The following is a 19,085-nucleotide window of genomic DNA, read 5'->3' on the forward strand; positions in this document are numbered from 1 at the left end:
TATTATAGTCCGATATGTACTAAGCATTTATTTGGGTTATTTTCAACAATCTGACAAAACTCAACTAATTGATAAAGTTGCTTTAAAACAGTGGATTTATCAAAAGTTTGAGTTTGGTTAAAACGGTTTAAATCAAATGTTTGGTTTGCATTTTCAAAAAGTACAACCCAAGCCAAAATTAACTTTTTAAAACTAGTGATTTGATTTGGATAAAGCGTATTCACACCTTCAAAATCTAATCCTTGATAAACCACGTCTTTATCATCAACACTAAAATTAACCCATTCTAAACTATCGGCTAAATATCTAAGTAATTTATCATCAATATAAATATAATGATTTTTTATTAGTAGTTTATTTTCCCATTCTTCATTTAATGGGTGCTCATATGCAAAAACTAAATTGGTAATATCGGTTATGAAGAATAGTTGAATTTCACTCATAAATAGTTTTTGTTTATTTCCACTCTGGCGAGCGTTTTTCAAGGAACGCATTGACGCCTTCTTGTTGGTTATCGCCATCAAATAACTTGATAAATAACTCACGTTCCTTTATCCAGTTAAAACTTGGTGGCTGATAACGTGCCGACATAATCAAGGTTTTACTCGACGCAATCGCATCGGGGGATTGCTTCGCCACTTTTTGAGCCAATTCTAAAGCCGTTTCTAACCCTTTGCCACTTTCCACGACTTCTTCCACCAAACCAATTTGCAGCGCCTTATCTGCCTTGATACGCTCACCGCATAAAATCATACGTTTTGCCCAGCCTTCACCCACCAGCCACGGCAAGTTTTGCGTACCGCCTGCACATGGCAACAAACCAACAGATAGCTCAGGGAGTGCCATTTGGGCATGACTTTCAGCAATGCGGATATCACAGGCAAGCGCACACTCAAGACCGCCGCCCATTGCATAGCCGTTGATACAGGCTATCGACACGCCACGGAAGCTTGATAACGCTTCAAACGCTTCGCCAAACGCCATTGCCATCTCCGCGGCTTGTCCTTTGTCACCACTGGCAAAGCTGTTTAAATCCGCCCCTGCACTAAAGAACTTTTCGCCATCGCCATGCACCACCAAAGCGGTGACTTGCTTGTTGGCGTTTAAATCGCTAATGAGCTGCTTTAAACTGGCTAAGCTGTCCTTTGTCCAAGTGTGTGCAGGCGGATTATTGAGCGTCAAAACCGCAATGTGATTGTCGATGGTTAATTTTAAATTGGTGTAATTTGACATGGTAAATTCCTTTTAAAATGCCTTTAAATTCATTGCAATCTTGCTAACGCCCCATCTTCCATCATTTTGCGAGACACAATCATCCGCATCACTTCATTGGTGCCTTCTAGGATTTGATGAACGCGCAAATCGCGTACATGACGCTCTAGCGGATATTCTTGTAGATAGCCATAGCCACCGTGTAGCTGAAGCGCTTGGTTGGCGATATCAAAACTCAAATCCGTGGCAAGGCGTTTTGCCATCGCACAATACGCCGTGGCATCGGGCGATTTGCTATCCAAATGATACGCCGCCAATCGCACCATTTGGCGTGCCGACACCAAATGGGTGAGCATATCAGCAAGTTTAAACTGCACGTTTTGGAATTGGTCAAGGGTTTTGCCAAACTGGCTACGCTCCTGTACATACTGCACCGCACGGTCGAGAGCAGCTTGAGCCGTACCCACCGCACACGTGGCGATATTGATACGCCCGCCATCCAAGCCTTTCATGGCAAAGGTAAAGCCCTGTCCTTCTTCACCCAGTAGATTTTCGGCAGGGACTTTGACATCGGTAAAATGCACCGCCGCGGTCGGTTGGTTTTTCCAGCCCATTTTATGTTCATTTTTGCCGTAGCTGATACCATCGCTATTGGCATCAACGATAAAGGCAGACACGCCTTTTGCCCCATTGTCCGAGGTGCGCGCCATCACGATAAGCACATCGGTCGCCCCTGCCCCAGAGATAAACATTTTTTGCCCAGTAATGTGGTAATAGTCGCCTTGTTTGACCGCTTTGGTTTTTAATGAACCCGCATCTGAGCCAGCATTAGGCTCTGTCAAACAGTAACTACCCAATTTTTCGCCCGCTAATAGTTCAGGCAAGTATTTTTCGGCAACCTCGGGTTTGGCAAACTCGCCAATCATCCAAGCGACCATGTTGTGAATGGTCATGAATGCGGCAGTTGACGTATCGCCATATGCCAGTTTTTCAAAGATAATTGCCGCATCAAGGCGCGGCAAGCCCAGTCCGCCAAAATCAGGGTTGGTGTAAAGCCCCATAAAGCCCAGTTCACCTGCGGCTTTGAACACGTCTTTGGGAAAATAGCCCGTGGCATCCCATTCGGCAGCGTTAGGTGCTAGCGATTTGGCAGCAAATTGAGCAGCCAAATCGGCAAAGGCTTGTTGGTCTTCGGTAAGGGAAAAATTCATGGTAAATTCCTTTTTATGGCTAAATTACATCCATGCCATCAGTCGTTGCCAAGCGTTGCTTTAACTTAATGCAAAATCACGACGCTTGGCTATATTGGCTATAACGTTTTTAACCTGATAGCCCAATTTAATCAGTCTTAATCACGAAATATTAAATGTTAACGTCTATTTATTTTAATGAAATGGTAGTGTTAACGCCTTTGCTGGCTTCATCATCAAACCAACGGGCGGTGACGGTTTTGGTTTGGGTATAAAACTGCACCGCTTGCTTACCATAAGGACCTAAGTCACCCAACTTACTGGCGCGAGAACCGGTGAATGAGAACATCGGTAGTGGCACTGGAATGGGTAAATTAATACCGACTTGACCCACATCAATATCTTGTTGGAATTTATGGGCTGCCGCACCTGACTGGGTAAAGATGGCCGTGCCATTACCGTTTGGATTGGCATTGATGATGGCAATCGCTTCATCTAGGCTATCGGCGTACATGATATCAAGCACCGGTCCAAAGATTTCTTCTTTGTAGCAAGTCATATCGGTAGTGACGTTATCCAAAATAGTCGGTCCGACAAAATTACCGTTCTCAAACCCTTCCACCTTGATACCACGACCATCGAGCAGGATTTGTGCGCCTTCATCCGCGCCCGCTTGGATTAGACGTTCAACACGCGCTTTGGCCGCTTTTGAAATCACAGGTCCTAAGTCTTTGTCATCTTTACCGGCTGCCACCACCAATTTTTTGGCACGTTCCACGATGTCACCCACCCAGTTTTTGGCTTCACCGACTAGAATCACCACGGATAACGCCATACAGCGCTGACCGGCGGCACCAAATGCGGCACCGGCTAGTTGGTTAAGACATTGCTCTTTATTGGCATCGGGTAGGATGACTGCGTGGTTTTTAGCCCCCATCATACATTGGACACGCTTCCCTGCTTGGCTGGCGCGGTTATAGACGTGTGTGCCGACTGCGGTTGAGCCGACAAATGAGATGGCTTTGATATCGGGGTGGTCACAAATGGCATCAACGGTGTCTTTGCCGCCATGCACCACGTTTAATACGCCTTTTGGGATTCCCGCCTCTAACGCCAGCTCTACCAAGCGCATGGTGACCATCGGGTTTTGTTCTGATGGTTTTAATACGAAGGTGTTACCGGTGGCGATTGCCATTGGGAACATCCAAAGTGGAATCATGGCGGGGAAGTTAAACGGGGTGATACCCGCACACACGCCAAGTGGTTGCTGAATATTATACATATCCACGCCAGTTGCCACGTTTTCGATAAATGCGCCTTGTTGCAGGTTGCCAATGCCTGAGGCATGTTCGACGACTTCAAGACCACGGAACACATCGCCTTTGGCATCGGCTAGGGTTTTGCCTTGTTCTTCGGTGAGCATGGCGGCAAGCTCGTCCATGTTGTCACGAATCAGTTGTTGGTATTTTAAGAAGATGCGCGAGCGGGTGTTGATTGGGGTTTTGCGCCAAGTTTTGAACGCTTCTGCAGCCGCCGCGACAGCTTGGTTAATTTCATTGGGGGTAGTTTGGGGTACTTTGGCAATCACTTGTTGGGTAGCTGGGTTGCTCAGGTCAATCCACTCACTAGTGGTTGATTCGACAAATTCGCCGTTGATGAGTTGTTTTACAGTTTGGGTAGTCATCGTAACAATCCTTGTTTTTACCGTGTTGGGTGTATAGCGTTAGATAGCGTTAAACGCGTTGCAAAACAGTGTGAATGAGTTGGGGGGGTACTGTCAATAATACTTAATTACTTAAGTATTTTTTCTGGAGTAGTTTTGCTAGAGTGGTTTTGCTGGGCGGTTGCCATAGGGTTAATGACAATAATTTTTGAGACTAGCTCACCTTTGCTGCGAGCACCCAGTTTTTTCATTAAGTTGGCTTTATGCACTTCAATGGTTCTGGGGGATAAACCAAGTAACTTACCAATCTCTTTACAGGTATAGCCATTGACCACATACTGCGCGATTTGGGCTTCACGTGCGGTGAGCTGCGATTCGGACAATACTTGCGGTTTTTTTTCAAAATGCCAAATCGCCAGTTTGAAGGGGTCATCTGGGGTTAAGGTGCGTCCGTGGGTGGTTGCCCAAAATATCTCCCCTGTTTTGTGACGCATAAAGCGCTCATCGCAGTAATGCCTATTGGCCTGTAATCCCAAACCTGTTAATGCTTCTTTGCCAATTTTTTCAAAATCTTCGACACTGGGAAACAATTTTTGCATCGATTGATTGAGTAGCTCATCGTGCGCATAACCGAACAAATTGGCAAAGGCATCGTTGAGCGCTTTGATACGCCGATAGCTTAATACCACTATCGGCGTGGGCGCGTGCCTAAAAGCCAGTAAGGCGTAATTTTCCATGACCATCATCACCCCTGATTTTTAAGCACTAACCATTTATTAACTGACAACTTATTGATTGCCATTAATAATCCGCCATCGCTTGTCTGACCGCCTCAATCGCGGTTGGGTCATCCAGCGTACTCATGTCGCCTGTTTCTTTGCCTTCCGCCAGTGCCTTGATAGAGCGGCGTAAGATTTTGCCTGAACGGGTTTTGGGTAAAGCTTTGGGAAAATAAATAGCCGCAGGTTTAGCAAGGGCGCCCAACTGTCTTGCGACTTCACCCACGATTTGCTGCTCAATGCGGAAACGGTTTTCGGTTTCTGCTACTAAGTCATGATTTTTTAGAATACAAAAGGCAATGGGTAGTTCGCCTTTAAGCTCGTCATGGATGCCAACCACCGCCGATTCAGCGACTTCGGGGTGATGACCGATGGCCTCCTCGATTTCCTTGGTACCCAAACGGTGACCTGCCACATTGATGACATCATCGGTTCGCCCTAGAATATAGTAGTAGCCGTATTCATCCATCACGGCATAGTCTGATGTTGCGTATTGTTTGCCATCGAGTAGTGAAAAATAGCCATTGATAAAACGCTCGTCATTTCGCCAAACGGTGGCCAAACAACCGGGTGGTAAAGGTGCGGCTAACACCAGCATGCCTTTTTCATTGGCTTGGCAGGGTTCGCCTGTGGTTTCATTGATGACTTTGGCGTCATATCCAAACATCGGATAGCCGGGTGTGCCTTGTTTGTGTGGCTTGTGGTCGGGATTGTCTGCAAATTTTGGGGCATGGCTTAGGATGGGCCAGCCCGACTCAGTTTGCCAATAGTGGTCAATGATTGGCACGCCCATGTGACCTGTTAGCCACTGGGCAGTTGGCTCATCGAGTGGCTCACCTGCCAAGAAGAATGATTTTAGGCTTGAGATATCGTGACGGCTCATCCACATTTCGTCTTGTTTACGTAGCATCCGCACGCCTGTCGGTGCGGTTAACAAAATATTGACTTTATTGGCTTCGACAATTCGCCACCAAATCCCCGGGTTTGGCGTGGTTGGCAAGCCTTCATATATGATACTGGTCATGCCTGTCAGTAAAGGGGCATAGATGCTAAACGAGTGACCCACTGCCCAACCGATATCCGAAATCGCCCAAAACGTCTCGCCAGCCTTACCGTTATAGACAAAATCCATCGCAGTGGCAAGGGCTACTGCATGACCGCCTGTATCACGCTGTACGCCTTTGGGTGTGCCTGTCGTGCCCGAGGTATATAATAGATACGATGGCGCATTGGACTCTAGCCAAACACAATCGACTTTGGCATTGTTATCAGCACTTATTGCCCGCTCAGTAGCATAGTCGATGTCTTGTGGCTCAGCTGTGTATGGCATAATGCCACGGTCAACCACTAGCACCTTGGTTTTGACTTTGGCTTCTTCGACCGCTTTATTGACCAAGTTTTTATAATTAATGAGCTTACCGCCGCGCAGCCCTGCATCGACTGTAATCACCATTTTGGCTTCGGCATCGTCCATGCGTACGGCGAGGTTATGCGAGGCAAATCCGCCAAATACCACCGAGTGAATCGCCCCGATACGCACACAAGCCAGCATGGCATACGCTGCTTCCAAAATCATCGGCATATAGATGACAACACGGTCGCCTTTGTCGATGCCATGACGTTTTAGCACATCGGCAAAATAGTTCACTTCTTTGTATAGATCGTTGTAAGTTAAACGGCGTTTGGCATAGTCGGTATACAGTTCAACAGGGTTGCCGAGTGCCTTAAAAGCTTTCTGAATATTGGGGTAATTATCAATCATTTCAGCATTGATTTCGGTAGACACCCACACAAAGGCATCTTGCTCTGCCCGGTTTTCAAGATGGCGGTCGACCATGTTGTAACACAAATTGGTTTCCCCACCGACAAACCATTTGGCAAAGGGCAGCTTACTATCATCTAAAATTTGGGTAGGTTGTTGATGCCAATAGATTCGCTTGGCTTGCTCGCCCCAAAAGGCTTGTTTGTCGTTGATGGATTGATGGTATAAGTCAGAGAAATTCATTGGCTGTCCTTAGCTAGAATCTTAACGGATGGTGAAAGTCGCTTGCAGGTTTGGTTTTCAGAGGTTGGCAAAATATCTTATTGCTTAGCAAAGCCTATCATTGCATTCATTCTTTGAATTCACTCCTTGAATTCATTTTATAAACTCGAATGATACGTTTTGTATCGTTTTGAATATAGCAAATAGACTCGATAACGTCAAGCCTTGCCAAAATAATTTTAACGCTGTTTATATTTCGAATTTTTAACGATTAGTATTTCTTATAGTGATAATAGTTTGTGCTAACATAATTGTCCTGTTACACTTTTTAGACTAAAGCAAATAAGGGAAAAGTCATGAGCCAGACCAACGCAAACCCAGCTGAAAATGAAAAAAGCCTTGCACCGCCTCACGTTTTAAGCTTAACCCCTTTAAACTCGCATCCGTCAAATACGGCACTTGTTGAGCTTATCGACAATGATAAAGACTCTCCTTTGCTAGCGGATACCCAGTTACTTAGCCGCGTGCTGATAACGGTCGTTGAGCAGCAAACCTCAGAACCGGTCAAACAAACCATTAATAAACTGTTAAATGGCGAAGACCCCCAGCAGACTATTCAAGCCATTTTGCCAACGCTCAACCATCAACAGCGCAAGAACCTCATTCGGGCTTGTGGCTTATTTGCGCAAGTGTTTAACATCGCCGAAGACATGCACCATGAGCGCCGCCGCCTTGCCCACGAACAAGACGAATCTGCGTCAAAAAGTAGTTTTGCCCATGTGATTGATGAATTAAAAGCCCAAGGGATTGACAGCGATGAGTTGCAAGCACAGCTTGATGATACCTTTATCAGTGCGGTATTGACCGCGCATCCGACCGAGGTTCAGCGTCAAACTATTTTATCACTGCGCCGTCAAATCCGTGCCTTACTTGAGCAATACCACACTGCGATTGGCTATCAACGTCATCGTATCGAGCAGCAACTAGAAGCCACGTTATTGTCGCAGTGGCAAACCAATGAAACCCGCCATTTTAAAATTACTGTCAAAGATGAAATCGACAATGGCATTGCCTATTTTGATTTAAGTTTTTTTGAAGCCCTGCCAAGTTTGTATCGCAAACTAGATTATCAGTTAAAAGAGCGTTTCCCCGATACTGACATGCCAAACTTACTTAATATCGGTGGTTGGATTGGTGGCGACCGTGACGGCAATCCGTTTGTGTCAGCCGATACTCTTCGCTATGCGTTCAAACGCCAAGCGGCAACGGTGTTTTACTTTTATCGTGACCAACTGGGCAAGCTATACCAAGAATTGCCGCTGTCTATCCGCCATGTCAACGTGAGTGATGCGGTACTGGCACTCTCCGAGCAATCCAAAGAAGATAATATCTCTAGAGAAGAAGAGCCTTATCGCCGCGCCATCGGGTTTATCTCATCACGTTTAGTCGCTACCTCGCATACCTTTGATTTGTCTTACGGTTGTCGCTTTGGGCTTAGTGAGCCCTACACTGATTGTGACGAGTTTTTAGATGATTTGTACGTCGTTTATCAGTCATTGGTAGATAATGGCAGTGAGTTACTGGCTAACGAACGACTCACCGATATCATCCGCGCGGTGGAAGTATTTGGTTTTTATTTGATGCCATTGGACTTGCGCCAGTTTTCAGGGATTCATGCCGAAACGGTTCACGATTTGTTCAAACATGCCGATTTGGAAGATTATCTTTCTTTGTCTGAATCCGCACGTCAACGTGTGCTACTGCGTGAATTGGCAACTGCGCGTCCTTTATACAACCCCTATATCACTTATGAGCCACAAACCCATCGTGAGCTAGAGATTTTTCAGGCCGCAGCCGATATCAAAAATCGCTTTGGTGACAAAGCGATTACCCAAAGCATTATCTCCAATGCGGAACAAGTAAGTGATTTGTTGGCATTGGCGTTGTTATTGAAAGAATCAGGGCTATTATTGGTCAAAGATGGCGTACCCGTGAGCCGTATCAATATCGTACCTTTGTTTGAAACCATTGAAGCGCTGCAAAACAGCACCCGCATCATGAGTGAGTTACTAGATAAACCTTGGTACAAATCGGTGCTAGCCAGTCGTGACAATCTGCAAGAGATTATGCTCGGTTATTCAGACAGTAACAAAGATGGCGGTTATGTCACCAGTCAATGGTCGCTATACCAAGCTGAAATTCAGCTGGTGGAAATGGCAGAAAAATATGCCATTCAGCTGCGTCTATTCCACGGTCGCGGCGGTAGCGTGGGTCGTGGTGGTGGTCCGTCATTTGAAGCGATTTTGGCACAACCAGAAGGCTCAGTGGATGGTCAAATCCGTATTACCGAGCAAGGGGAAGTTATTACCGCAAAATATGCCGATGCGGGCAACGCGGAACGCAACCTTGAGACGCTGATTGCTGCAACGCTAAAAGCGAGCCTATTGCCAAGCCATAGCGAAAGCCCTGATAGCGACCTAATGAATCAATTATCGCATGAAGCCTTTAATTGCTATCGCGCGCTTATCACTCAGCCGTATTTTATTGATTATTTCTTGCAGACAAGTTTGGTCAAAGAAATTGCCAGTTTAAATATTGGCTCACGTCCTGCTAGCCGCAAGTCTTTGGCGCGTATTCAAGATTTGCGCGCGATTCCTTGGGTATTTTCTTGGATGCAAAATCGCTTGATGCTGCCAGCGTGGTATGGTTTTGGCACCGCAGTTGAAAAACTGATTGCAGATAACCCAGAAAACTTAGCAAAACTGCAACACAACGCCCAACACAGCGCCTTTATGCAAGCCATGTTATCAAATATGGCACAGGTCATGGCAAAAACCGATATTGAAATCGCCCAAGCCTATGTTGAGCTTGCCAACGATGCCACTGAAGCCAACGCTATTTTTGCACTGATTACTGCAGAATATCACCGCAGCCTTAAAGCCTTGTTGACACTCACCAATAAAGAAACGCTATTGGATGATAACCGTACATTGGCCCGCTCACTTGCGCTACGCTTGCCGTATTTGAATGCCTTAAACTGGTTGCAAGTGGCCTTACTAAAACAACTTCGCGAAGCAACTGCTGATGAAAGCTCTACCACTGAAACCACCGATGAAGCGACTAGCGATAATGAAGCGTCTTATACCGCAGCGCTTAACTTGGTTCATTTAACTATCAATGGTATTGCCCAAGGCTTAAGAAATACCGGTTAGTAAGCGTTCAACATAGCCTTAACTTACCTTTTTAAAAAAATCGCTGGTTGCGTACTGGCGATTTTTTTATTGACGTTTTTTATTGGCGATTTTTTTATTGATGACAATTAACCCAAATAAAGCTTATCAAAATCCAGATGGTGTACCCATTCTCGTAATAGCAATACCTTGGCATAAAACGCTAGGTCATTGGGCATAGCTGGCAAATCTCGCAGTGAGCGATAGCCCGCCAGCACCGCAAAAGCTTTTTCTAGCATCTCAGCCCGAATATAGCCGCCATTGTCATCTTGCTCAAACGCTAGTAAGCGTAAATCCTCTGCCCCTATCACCTTTAATAACTCATCTTTGGGTAATCTAGGTTTTAGCGGTGAAATAGCATCTTCTATGCGCATAATCGCCGTTTCCCATGCCAATTCGGTGGGTGGCAATGCGTGCAATGTCTCTGCAATTACTTTTAGCGTAAGCCCAATGTCCCATAGGTTATCTTGCAACCTTACACCGATATGGTCAGCATTTATTGTTAACACTAACATAGCACGCCCTTTTGTCATTTTGATTCATTATAGCTGGATTGTGATTAAATAGCTTGATTGTCATTAAAATGTGCTCGTCTAACCGGTGGATTTGATTTTATAAAAAAAACCCTTATCTAATAACCATATAAATAAGGGGATAGCCATGTCAGAAATTCAATTTAATGCCAACTTAAAAAAAGCCGAAAACGCTGAGCCACTGACTGAGCAGCAATTAGAGGCACTGGCACAAAAACGTGCCTATTTGCAAGAGCAGGCTGAAGACATCATTGCTATTGCACAATTACAAGATAATTCCGCACTCAACTGTTTACACAAAATCAATGTCCTAGGCGGTACCTCAGAAAAAGCTTACAGAGCCGTAAATACCCGCATCATAACCGACCAAGACCCACATGGCGCTTATCATGCGGTAGCAATGGCACAATCAACTTCGGATTTGCCCTTTGACGTGCCTACCCTCGTAGATATTGTCATTGAGCAAGGTGAGCCAGCATTACAACTGCGGTTGTTAAAGCTATTTGATAGTCAACCGATTGCTGCCGAGCCGATTCCAAAAATTCGTGACAGTATCAATCAGTTAGGCGACAAAGCGGTGATTGCACAGCTTAATCAGCATTTGTTAAATCGCCAGTGACACAAAAACAATAAAGGTTAGGAGCTCTCCTAACCTTTTTTTATTGATAGATGATTTGATTTTGACAATTAGGGGCATCTAAACGTCATGGTATATTCATAATCATCATCGCGGGCAAGGGTTTTTTTGCTACCAAACACACTGCCAATCATACCGATGGCTTGGTCAGCCGCGCGTCCCATGTTTTCATCCAACACACCATTATACTGGTAGCTATCGGTCAACACGATGGGCGATTTCCCTCGGCACTGCTCGGTTGCGATATGTAACGCGTTTAATTTGGCGATATTTTTGCTTTTGCCTAACCCAGTGGTTTCTAATGTGTTGTTCGCGCGCTGTAGCACGGGTAAATTAGTGGGTGTGCTTTGACAAGCAGATAAACTCACTGCTGCTAATAGCGCGATAGTTGTAATTTTTAATGTGGTGATGTTTAATAAAGACGGTTTGAGAGATGATTTCATGATCTGCAGGCTGTCCCTTTTCAATAGCGGTGTTAAAGTTCTCATCAATTATCAATAATCCAGGCAAACTCACCATTTCAACAATAGAATCTGGTCGGTGGCTTGTATTAGTGTGTGGTAAAAATTAAGCCGCCGCAAGTGGTCTTACAAATCATAAAATCCGCGCAACAATTGGCTGCTTTGTTGATTTTCAAACTAGCTATTTTGGGTGAAATTGGTTAGCATGATGGGTGGTTTTTTTAAAGTTTTTTGCTGAGATTAGGACGATTATGCGCTCACCTGCCCATTCACAATTAACCCATTTGCAATTAATAGATGCCCCTTGCGGTAAGCTTGAAGTTGACGCGCTTTGGCAAGCTGACTCAACGGGTGTTGCTAACCCAAACGCCGCGTCGGTTGAGCGTGTTGCCATTCTTTGTCACCCTAATCCATTGCAAGAAGGCACGATGATGAATAAGGTGGTGACCACCATGTATCGTTTTGCCCGCGACCAAAACATGCACGTGGTACGCTTTAATTTTCGCGGTGTGGGTCAGTCAACGGGCGAGTATGGCAATGTGACAGGTGAAATCGAAGACGCGTTAACCGTACTGCAATGGATTCATAGCCAAACCGAGGCGCGCAAGCTATGGATTGGCGGATTTTCGTTTGGCGGATTTGTCGCCGCCAAGCTTGCTCAGCTTGTCAATGAACAAGGCGCATTTTTGGGAGTCGATGATTTTGACATCACGGATTTGGCACTCATCGCCCCTTCTATTGAAAAAAACGACACCTCAGATTTGCTACTGCCCACCGCACAAACCTTTATGATTTATGGTGCGAATGATGAAGTGATTACGCCAAGCTCGCTACAACAATTTGGGGCAAACTTTGGTATTCAAACGCACATCATTGACGATACAGGGCACTTTTTTCATGGTAAATTAGGGGAATTAAAACAGCTACTTGAAGCGTTAAGTAGCAAATAACGCAGTTTTTATTTTATCCTAGTTTCTGATTGGTGTTTTTGATGGGTGTTTTTGATTCAAATTTTTGCTGTATTTGACATCGTGAGCTATCTGGCACCTTAATGCCGTCTATTTAATCGCATCTATTTATTGAATACCCCTACGTCAAAGCACGTTGAAATGAAAATTTGACAACTTTTTAATTTACGCTGAGAGACAACATGCCCAACTCAAATTTACGACCCTTACAACGCTATGAGCTTGCGCTAAAATCTGGTGAGTTTAGCGAAGATGCACAGCAGCGCGCTGCGATGACTTATTTGGACAATGTCTATGAACAAATCATGGACAACCGCGCCAAACAACGTGGGCTATTTAGTTTTTTAAGACGTACTGAGCCGCCCAAAGGGCTATATATGTGGGGCGGCGTGGGTCGTGGTAAGACTTGGATGATGGATATGTTTTTTGAGTCGGTGCCCGCCGACAACAAAATGCGCCAACACTTTCATCACTTTATGAAACGGGTACACGCCGAGCTCAACAAGCTACAAGGTCAACAAGACCCGCTACAAAAAGTCGCCGATATCATCCATAATGAAGCGGATGTGATTTGTTTTGATGAATTTTTTGTCTCCAATGTCTCCGATGCGATGATTTTGGGTGATTTGTTTACCATGCTATTTAAAAAAGGCATCACCTTGGTTGCCACATCAAATATCGCACCAAATGGCTTGTATAAAAATGGTATTCACCGTGACCGTTTTTTACCTGCCATTGCCGAAGTTGAAAAAAACTGTACGGTTATGAACATTGACAGTGGCATCGACTACCGTCTGCGCGTATTGCAGCAAGCCGAACTTTACGTGTCGCCATTGACCAAAGAAAACATCCACTGGCTTGCCAACCGCTTTACCGCGTTAAGCAACAATCAACACATTATCCAAGACCCCATTCATATCAATGGTCGTGATATCGCCATCAAAGGTCGCACCGAAAACACCTTGTACATTGATTTTCGGGCGTTATGTATGCAGCCGCGCTCAGCCAGCGACTTTATTGAAATCGCCAACGAGTTTAGCACGGTGCTGGTGGATGATGTGCCCATACTCAACGATATTATCGCTGACCCGACAAGGCGCTTTATTTACCTCGTCGATGAGTTTTATGATCGCCGCGTCAAGCTTTTGGTACGCGCAGAACAGCCGATTTTACAACTGTATGATGGGCAAAAATTGGCGTTTGAAATTGAGCGCACGCGCTCACGGCTGTTAGAAATGCAATCAGAAGAATATCTCAAAGCGGAGCATCGTTTGGACGAGATAAAAAAAGAAGATATGACCATTTAAATAATCCAAAGCCTTAATTGTTATGCAGGTGAGTGGCTTTAACGATGTATATTCCCAAAGATTTTTCCCAAACCGATTTTGAAGCAGTTAAAGATTTTATTGCTGGGTCGCCATTAGCAAATATAATGGCATTAAACGGCGATTCGATTGAAATCTGCCCTGTTCCGTTACTTTGGCAAGTAGATGAACAAAATCCGCTTGGCTATTTGATGGGTCATGTGGCAAAAGTAAATCCAATTGTAAAAACTGACGCTAAAAACTGGAAAGTTGTTTTCACCAACCAAGGTCATTATATCAGCCCAAATTGGTATCCTACCAAGGCGATGACCCATAAAGAAGTGCCGACGTGGAATTATCAATCGGTAATTTTTTCGGTGACACCGCAGCTAATCACAGACGCAACTCAAATCAAGCAGATTGTCGCGACGATGACGGATTTTTTTGAACATGAGCTTAAACAAACCAACCCCAGTCATAAGCCTTGGTCTTTAAGTGATGCGCCAAGTGATTATATCAATGCCATGTGCCGCGCGATTGTGGGGGTTAAATTGACCATTCATAATTTTGAAGCCAAATTTAAACTTAGCCAAAATAAAACCTTGGATAATCAGCAAGGCGTGATTGACGGTTTAACACAACTGCAATCAGCTTCAGCGGATAATATGGCAACGCTAATCAATCACACCTTTAAGGAATAAAAATGACAAATTCAGAAATTTTAGACTTTATCAAATCGCGCCGTTCAATCGGCAATCTTGTCGCCCCTGCGCCCAACCGCGAGCAAGTCGAACAAGCGATTGAAGTGGCGCTATCTGCCCCCGATCACAAGGATTTAAACCCGTACCGTTTTATTGTGCTTGAAAACCAAGCGCTCAACAACTTAGGCACGGCATTAAAAAATACCGCGATGGCACAAGGTGAAACTGATGAGAAAACCCTCACCAAAGCCGAAAATATGCCGCTACGTGCGCCAATGATTATCGCGTGTGTGACCAATTTTAAACCCCATGATAAAGTCCCCCATTGGGAACAAATAGCGGCAAGTAGTTGTGCGGTGCAAAATCTCCTGCTTGCCTTGTCGGCACAAGGGTTTGCCACCGTATGGCGCACCGGTCCACTTGCCAATGCGCCTGAGGTCAAACGGTACTTTAATGTAACCGCTGATAACCAAGTCATTGCTTTTGTCTATGTTGGCACAGCCGTGTCGACCATCCCACCGCGTTCTAAGATAGACGTCACACCATTTATTGTTTATGATAATGGCACAAACCAACGGCTAAGCTAGCCGTTTATATATTTTGCTCATGTAAAGGGTGCCCTGTTGTCAGTATTTGCAGGACAAGTGGATTCAAGGATTTTCAATGAAAAAACCCCAGTTAGCAACCAATCTAAGTGAAAATTTAGAAAAGCTGAATGTCAATCGTGAAAAAGCCAGCAAGCTGTTTGCCGACGTCATTGAAAAAGCGGTCAAAAAGTCTAAACCGGACACCACAGCGCTATTAGAGAAAGACTTAGACATAGAGACAGCCTTAGACAATCAGCTCGCCAACGAGCCTGCCCCCCTCAAAATTGCCGTGTTGGGCGGTGGTAGTTTTGGTACGGCGATGGCAAATCTATCGTCCAAAAATGGCTGCGAAGTCACGCTTTGGGTACGCGATAAACGCAGCGTCAAATCGATGCAAAAAACCCATATCAACAAAAAATATTTGCCGGACCATAAGCTAGATGAGCGCCTGCAATTTACCCATGATTTGCAAGCAGCCGTCAAAGGCAAAGATTTGATTTTTGTGGCAGTGCCGAGCTCAGCGTTTCGCGAAACTTTACAAAAAATTGCGCCTTTTATCAGCGCTCAAGCCATCGTGTCTTTAACCAAAGGTATGGAAAAAGATACCTTTGCGCTAATGAGTGATGTGATCGCAGATGAATTACCCAATGTGGCTTTTGGCGTGATGAGCGGCCCCAATCTCGCCAAAGAAATCATGAATAATATGCCGTCTGCCACCGTGATTGCCAGCCAATCTGCAGCGCTACGGCTCGCGGTACAAAAAGCGCTGCACAGTGCGTTTTTTCGCGTGTTTGCCAGTGATGATTTAATTGGCGTGGAGCTTGGCGGTGCGCTCAAAAATATTTATGCCATCGCCATGGGCATGGCGGCTGCCTATGACATCGGAGAAAACACCAAAGCCATGATTTTAACCCGCGCATTGGCTGAGATGAGCCGATTTGGCGTCCAAGCCGGGGCTAATCCGCTGACCTTTTTGGGGTTGTCGGGCGTGGGTGATTTGTATGCAACTTGCTCATCGACCTTAAGCCGTAACTACCAGATTGGTAATATGCTAGGGCGTGGCATGAGCCTTGACCAAGCCATCAAAAAACTGGGGCAAACCGCGGAAGGCATTAATACTATCCAGCAGGTGAATGAAAAAGCCATGAAAGAGGGTATTTATATGCCGATTACTCATGCCTTGCACGATATTATCTATGAAGACAAAGCGCCGCTTGGGGTTGCGTTAAACTTAATGGAAGCAGGATTTAGAAGTGATGTGGAATTTGTCATGCCGCATCAAGTACGGCCAACGCATAACTGACAAACATAACTTTAAATATTTTTAGGTAAATATATGCAATTAATTTTAGTTCGTCATGGCGATGCAGGCGCGTATACCCTGCCAGACCATGAAAGAAATTTATCAGCACTGGGTCAGGCCCAAGCTTCACAGACCGCACAATGGCTTGCCGAAAACTTTGAGCCCGATCATTTTATCGTCAGTCCTTACAACCGCGCCCAGCAAACCCTTGCCCAAATCCAGCAATTTTTTCCCCATGTGCCTGTGACCACGTATGAGGGCATCACCCCTGATAACGATGCAGACATCGCCGTGGATGCGCTAGGCGAATTGGTTGGCGACTGCATGGTGGTGGTTTGTCATATGAATATCATTGCCAAAATCGCCCATATTCTCACGGATGAACCGCTAGAGGGTTTTGCGCTGGCTGAAGCGCGTGTATATGATATGGGTATATTGGCACCCAGTCTTGCCGCTGAGATAAAACGCTTTGTTCCCACCTGTTAGGTGATTTAATTTGTCAATTTTGTGTAGGACACTTCTGTGATTCATATTTGGTTGCCAACTCAGCATGCTGCCTTACGTTTATGGCAACAAACCACCCAGACTTGGCAAACGGCTGACAATTGGCAAACGCTTGCGACCCTTGCCAATCTGCAAACCACGCAATCAGCCAAGCTGCAAGCCTGTCTCTATTTTCCTAGTGTCAGTTTATTAACAATCCAGCCTACCCTCTCAGCAAGCCAGCTCAACACTTTGGGCGACACCGGCAGGCGCTATTTATTTGAAGATATTAGCATTGGGTCGGTAGAAGATTTACAAGTCAAAATCCAGCCAACCTCAACCAACAGCGAATTCCCCGCGTTATTTGGGCTTCATGCTGCCGATATTCATTCATGGATCAATGCTGCCTCGTTGGCGGGTATTGAGCTAGTCGCTTTACTGCCAGATTTTTTATTGCTGCCGACCATAGATACCAGAATAGATACTAGAGTTGATACTAGCATAAATACGAGCACAAACATGAGGAATGCAGAGACGAGGGCTACGCCTACTACAAGCGCGGTCTACTACCAAGATGCAGATACCCAGCTATTAAAACTGCATACTTATCACGGCATGGCAGTTAGTTTTTTACCGCTGGTACTCACCAAATTACCCATGCTAGAAACGCTATATTTAACGGGTTCTCACGATGAAACCGTTGCCCAGCAATTAACTAGTATGCCTAATTTATCCATTGCATCATCTGAGTTGTTGTCTACCCCAATCAAAGACCCGGTCAGACATTTTTTTAACTTTGCCACAATCAAAGGTAAAACGACGCTTGCGCCTTATGCCAAAGTCATCGCCCTAATCACGGTTTGTGCCCTGCTGACAGCCTTTGTGGTCGATGCACTTCGTTGGTATTATTACAACCAAGCGCAAAAACAAGCCGCAACTTTGCTAGCTCAGCAATATGCCCAGTGGTTCCCCAATGAGCCGCTTAGTAGCAAACTTACGCTGCAGCGACAGTTATCTGGCAAATTAACCACCCAGCAATCAGCCACGCCAAGCGTACTTGAGACATTATCGTCAATACAGCCTGTATTGCAGCAGTACCAACTGACCGCCAAGCAGCTTAATTTTCAAAATAATCACTTACAACTGCAGCTTTTATCATCAAGCGCCGATTCATTAAACAAAGCCGTCAATGACATGGTAAACAAAGGGATAAAAGCCAAGCTAGGGTCTGTGGATGCTGCTATGCCCGCTGCAATGTCTTCGAACACTGCCAGTGCGGTTTCCAGTGCAGTGGCGCCAACTTCTGCTGGCAGTGCCCTTGCCATGATAGATATTGAATTGGCAGACTAAACCTACGACTGAGATGAATTTATGAAACCGCACGCCTCACTGAGCCAATCCCTGCAAAAACTAACCACGCCTCTGGGTCATGCCTTTCAAAATTTATCACGTCGTGATCAGATTGCGCTGCTGATATTGGCAATGTTCTTGCTTTTTTTTGTGGTCGGTGTCGGTGGTTGGACGCTGCATAGCCAAGCCAACCAAGCACAAAAAAAATACGATGACACCATGGCAGATGTGTTTTGGCTACGCAGTCAAGCAGGTAACATCAATCCCAACCAAACCCAACAAGTCAGTCAAGCCGATGCTATCAAACAAATACTTAGCCAATCAGGTATTGTCAATGCGCAAGTGGTCGAGAATGGCAATACTATCCAAGTTGCTTTTAGTCACGCGCAGGCCAGCGTAATCACCAATATATTTAATCAGTTTCAACAACAAGGTATCCGCATCCAGCAACTACAAATCAACCAGCCAGCCCTCGATAAACTTGAAGTACAGTCTGTTTTATCTATTAACTAATGGTAAAAGTAAACAGTGGTAAAAGACCATAAAAAACGATGCACTTGGCATCGTTGTTTTGGCGCATGGTGGCGCATTGGGTGATTATTTTTGTACCCATTGACGGATTTTATCACGCTCTGCTGGCGTTGCTCTCAACCATAACTGCATAAATTGATCGAGACTATCCGATGAACTGACCGTGGTC

General features: G+C 45.2%; 18 protein-coding genes. 10 read left to right on the plus strand and 8 right to left on the minus strand.

What is annotated here, in order from left to right; all coding sequences use genetic code 11:
- Positions 1–2: 2 nt before the first annotated feature.
- From RTR63_RS04065 to RTR63_RS04090, 6 genes are all read right to left on the minus strand, one after another.
- Complete coding sequence (locus RTR63_RS04065) at positions 3–494, minus strand: hypothetical protein (RefSeq protein WP_312522793.1); 492 nt, start codon at positions 492–494, stop codon at positions 3–5.
- Positions 457–1,233: an enoyl-CoA hydratase gene (locus RTR63_RS04070; protein ID WP_312522795.1), complete on the minus strand. Its 777-nt coding sequence runs from the start codon at positions 1,231–1,233 to the stop codon at positions 457–459. The genes RTR63_RS04065 and RTR63_RS04070 overlap by 38 nt, the downstream gene beginning before the upstream one ends.
- A gap of 29 nt (positions 1,234–1,262) precedes the next feature.
- The gene (locus RTR63_RS04075) at positions 1,263–2,423 is read right to left on the minus strand and encodes an acyl-CoA dehydrogenase family protein (RefSeq protein ID WP_312522798.1); all 1,161 of its coding nucleotides are present in this window, start codon (positions 2,421–2,423) and stop codon (positions 1,263–1,265) included.
- Positions 2,424–2,592: 169 nt separating this feature from the next.
- Positions 2,593–4,086: a CoA-acylating methylmalonate-semialdehyde dehydrogenase gene (locus tag RTR63_RS04080; protein WP_312175248.1), complete on the minus strand. Its 1,494-nt coding sequence runs from the start codon at positions 4,084–4,086 to the stop codon at positions 2,593–2,595.
- 107 nt (positions 4,087–4,193) lie between these two features.
- On the minus strand, positions 4,194–4,802 hold the full coding sequence (locus RTR63_RS04085; protein WP_312522800.1) for a LuxR C-terminal-related transcriptional regulator: 609 nt from the start codon (positions 4,800–4,802) through the stop codon (positions 4,194–4,196).
- 64 nt (positions 4,803–4,866) lie between these two features.
- Positions 4,867–6,849 carry a propionate--CoA ligase gene (locus RTR63_RS04090; RefSeq protein WP_312522802.1) on the minus strand — a complete coding sequence of 661 codons (1,983 nt, stop codon included), beginning with the start codon at positions 6,847–6,849 and terminating at the stop codon, positions 4,867–4,869.
- A 335-nt stretch (positions 6,850–7,184) separates the two neighbouring features.
- Here RTR63_RS04090 and ppc point away from each other — a divergent pair, with 335 nt between their 5' ends.
- Positions 7,185–10,040 carry a phosphoenolpyruvate carboxylase gene (gene ppc / locus RTR63_RS04095; RefSeq protein WP_312522804.1) on the plus strand — a complete coding sequence of 952 codons (2,856 nt, stop codon included), beginning with the start codon at positions 7,185–7,187 and terminating at the stop codon, positions 10,038–10,040.
- Between the two features lie 107 nt (positions 10,041–10,147).
- Here ppc and RTR63_RS04100 read toward each other — a convergent pair whose 3' ends face one another.
- The gene (locus tag RTR63_RS04100) at positions 10,148–10,573 is read right to left on the minus strand and encodes a hypothetical protein (protein WP_312522806.1); all 426 of its coding nucleotides are present in this window, start codon (positions 10,571–10,573) and stop codon (positions 10,148–10,150) included.
- Between the two features lie 145 nt (positions 10,574–10,718).
- Between RTR63_RS04100 and RTR63_RS04105 the strand changes: the two genes are divergently transcribed.
- Positions 10,719–11,210 carry a hypothetical protein gene (locus RTR63_RS04105; protein WP_050324312.1) on the plus strand — a complete coding sequence of 164 codons (492 nt, stop codon included), beginning with the start codon at positions 10,719–10,721 and terminating at the stop codon, positions 11,208–11,210.
- Between the two features lie 68 nt (positions 11,211–11,278).
- On the opposite strand, the gene RTR63_RS04110 is transcribed toward RTR63_RS04105, so the two are convergent.
- The gene (locus tag RTR63_RS04110) at positions 11,279–11,671 is read right to left on the minus strand and encodes a hypothetical protein (protein ID WP_312522808.1); all 393 of its coding nucleotides are present in this window, start codon (positions 11,669–11,671) and stop codon (positions 11,279–11,281) included.
- A 269-nt stretch (positions 11,672–11,940) separates the two neighbouring features.
- Here RTR63_RS04110 and RTR63_RS04115 point away from each other — a divergent pair, with 269 nt between their 5' ends.
- From RTR63_RS04115 to gspM, 8 genes are all read left to right on the plus strand, one after another.
- Positions 11,941–12,639 carry an alpha/beta hydrolase gene (locus RTR63_RS04115; RefSeq protein ID WP_312522810.1) on the plus strand — a complete coding sequence of 233 codons (699 nt, stop codon included), beginning with the start codon at positions 11,941–11,943 and terminating at the stop codon, positions 12,637–12,639.
- A 200-nt stretch (positions 12,640–12,839) separates the two neighbouring features.
- Positions 12,840–13,964, plus strand: coding sequence for a cell division protein ZapE (gene zapE / locus RTR63_RS04120; protein WP_159374559.1), 1,125 nt, complete (start codon positions 12,840–12,842; stop codon positions 13,962–13,964).
- 44 nt (positions 13,965–14,008) lie between these two features.
- Positions 14,009–14,662 carry an FMN-binding negative transcriptional regulator gene (locus tag RTR63_RS04125; protein ID WP_312522812.1) on the plus strand — a complete coding sequence of 218 codons (654 nt, stop codon included), beginning with the start codon at positions 14,009–14,011 and terminating at the stop codon, positions 14,660–14,662.
- A gap of 2 nt (positions 14,663–14,664) precedes the next feature.
- Positions 14,665–15,249: a nitroreductase family protein gene (locus RTR63_RS04130; RefSeq protein WP_312522813.1), complete on the plus strand. Its 585-nt coding sequence runs from the start codon at positions 14,665–14,667 to the stop codon at positions 15,247–15,249.
- 76 nt (positions 15,250–15,325) lie between these two features.
- On the plus strand, positions 15,326–16,552 hold the full coding sequence (locus RTR63_RS04135; protein WP_312522814.1) for an NAD(P)H-dependent glycerol-3-phosphate dehydrogenase: 1,227 nt from the start codon (positions 15,326–15,328) through the stop codon (positions 16,550–16,552).
- Positions 16,553–16,585: 33 nt separating this feature from the next.
- Positions 16,586–17,038 (plus strand): phosphohistidine phosphatase SixA, encoded by a 453-nt coding sequence (gene sixA, locus RTR63_RS04140; protein WP_060995135.1) that lies wholly within the window; start codon positions 16,586–16,588, stop codon positions 17,036–17,038.
- A 36-nt stretch (positions 17,039–17,074) separates the two neighbouring features.
- Entirely contained in the window at positions 17,075–18,385 is a 1,311-nt protein-coding gene (gene gspL, locus RTR63_RS04145) for a type II secretion system protein GspL (RefSeq protein WP_312522815.1), read from the plus strand.
- 21 nt (positions 18,386–18,406) lie between these two features.
- A complete protein-coding gene (gene gspM / locus RTR63_RS04150; protein ID WP_312522816.1) occupies positions 18,407–18,898 on the plus strand; it encodes a type II secretion system protein GspM in 492 nt (163 codons plus the stop codon).
- The last annotated feature ends 187 nt before the right edge of the window (positions 18,899–19,085 follow it).

Source organism: Moraxella sp. CTOTU47724, from assembly GCF_032014955.1.
In the GTDB taxonomy this organism is placed as follows: Bacteria; Pseudomonadota; Gammaproteobacteria; order Pseudomonadales; family Moraxellaceae; genus Faucicola; species Faucicola tetraodonis.

Excerpts from the sequence above, each read along its gene's own strand:
- RTR63_RS04115 (WP_312522810.1), top strand. The coding sequence starts at position 11,941 with ATGCGCTCACCTGCCCATTCACAATTAACCCATTTGCAATTAATAGAT.
- RTR63_RS04080 (WP_312175248.1), bottom strand. The coding sequence starts at position 4,086 with ATGACTACCCAAACTGTAAAACAACTCATCAACGGCGAATTTGTCGAA.
- ppc (WP_312522804.1), top strand. The coding sequence starts at position 7,185 with ATGAGCCAGACCAACGCAAACCCAGCTGAAAATGAAAAAAGCCTTGCA.
- RTR63_RS04135 (WP_312522814.1), top strand. The coding sequence starts at position 15,326 with ATGAAAAAACCCCAGTTAGCAACCAATCTAAGTGAAAATTTAGAAAAG.
- sixA (WP_060995135.1), top strand. The coding sequence starts at position 16,586 with ATGCAATTAATTTTAGTTCGTCATGGCGATGCAGGCGCGTATACCCTG.
- RTR63_RS04130 (WP_312522813.1), top strand. The coding sequence starts at position 14,665 with ATGACAAATTCAGAAATTTTAGACTTTATCAAATCGCGCCGTTCAATC.
- RTR63_RS04075 (WP_312522798.1), bottom strand. The coding sequence starts at position 2,423 with ATGAATTTTTCCCTTACCGAAGACCAACAAGCCTTTGCCGATTTGGCT.
- RTR63_RS04105 (WP_050324312.1), top strand. The coding sequence starts at position 10,719 with ATGTCAGAAATTCAATTTAATGCCAACTTAAAAAAAGCCGAAAACGCT.
- RTR63_RS04090 (WP_312522802.1), bottom strand. The coding sequence starts at position 6,849 with ATGAATTTCTCTGACTTATACCATCAATCCATCAACGACAAACAAGCC.
- zapE (WP_159374559.1), top strand. The coding sequence starts at position 12,840 with ATGCCCAACTCAAATTTACGACCCTTACAACGCTATGAGCTTGCGCTA.
- RTR63_RS04070 (WP_312522795.1), bottom strand. The coding sequence starts at position 1,233 with ATGTCAAATTACACCAATTTAAAATTAACCATCGACAATCACATTGCG.
- RTR63_RS04085 (WP_312522800.1), bottom strand. The coding sequence starts at position 4,802 with ATGGAAAATTACGCCTTACTGGCTTTTAGGCACGCGCCCACGCCGATA.
- RTR63_RS04110 (WP_312522808.1), bottom strand. The coding sequence starts at position 11,671 with ATGAAATCATCTCTCAAACCGTCTTTATTAAACATCACCACATTAAAA.
- RTR63_RS04065 (WP_312522793.1), bottom strand. The coding sequence starts at position 494 with ATGCGTTCCTTGAAAAACGCTCGCCAGAGTGGAAATAAACAAAAACTA.
- RTR63_RS04125 (WP_312522812.1), top strand. The coding sequence starts at position 14,009 with ATGTATATTCCCAAAGATTTTTCCCAAACCGATTTTGAAGCAGTTAAA.
- RTR63_RS04100 (WP_312522806.1), bottom strand. The coding sequence starts at position 10,573 with ATGTTAGTGTTAACAATAAATGCTGACCATATCGGTGTAAGGTTGCAA.
- gspM (WP_312522816.1), top strand. The coding sequence starts at position 18,407 with ATGAAACCGCACGCCTCACTGAGCCAATCCCTGCAAAAACTAACCACG.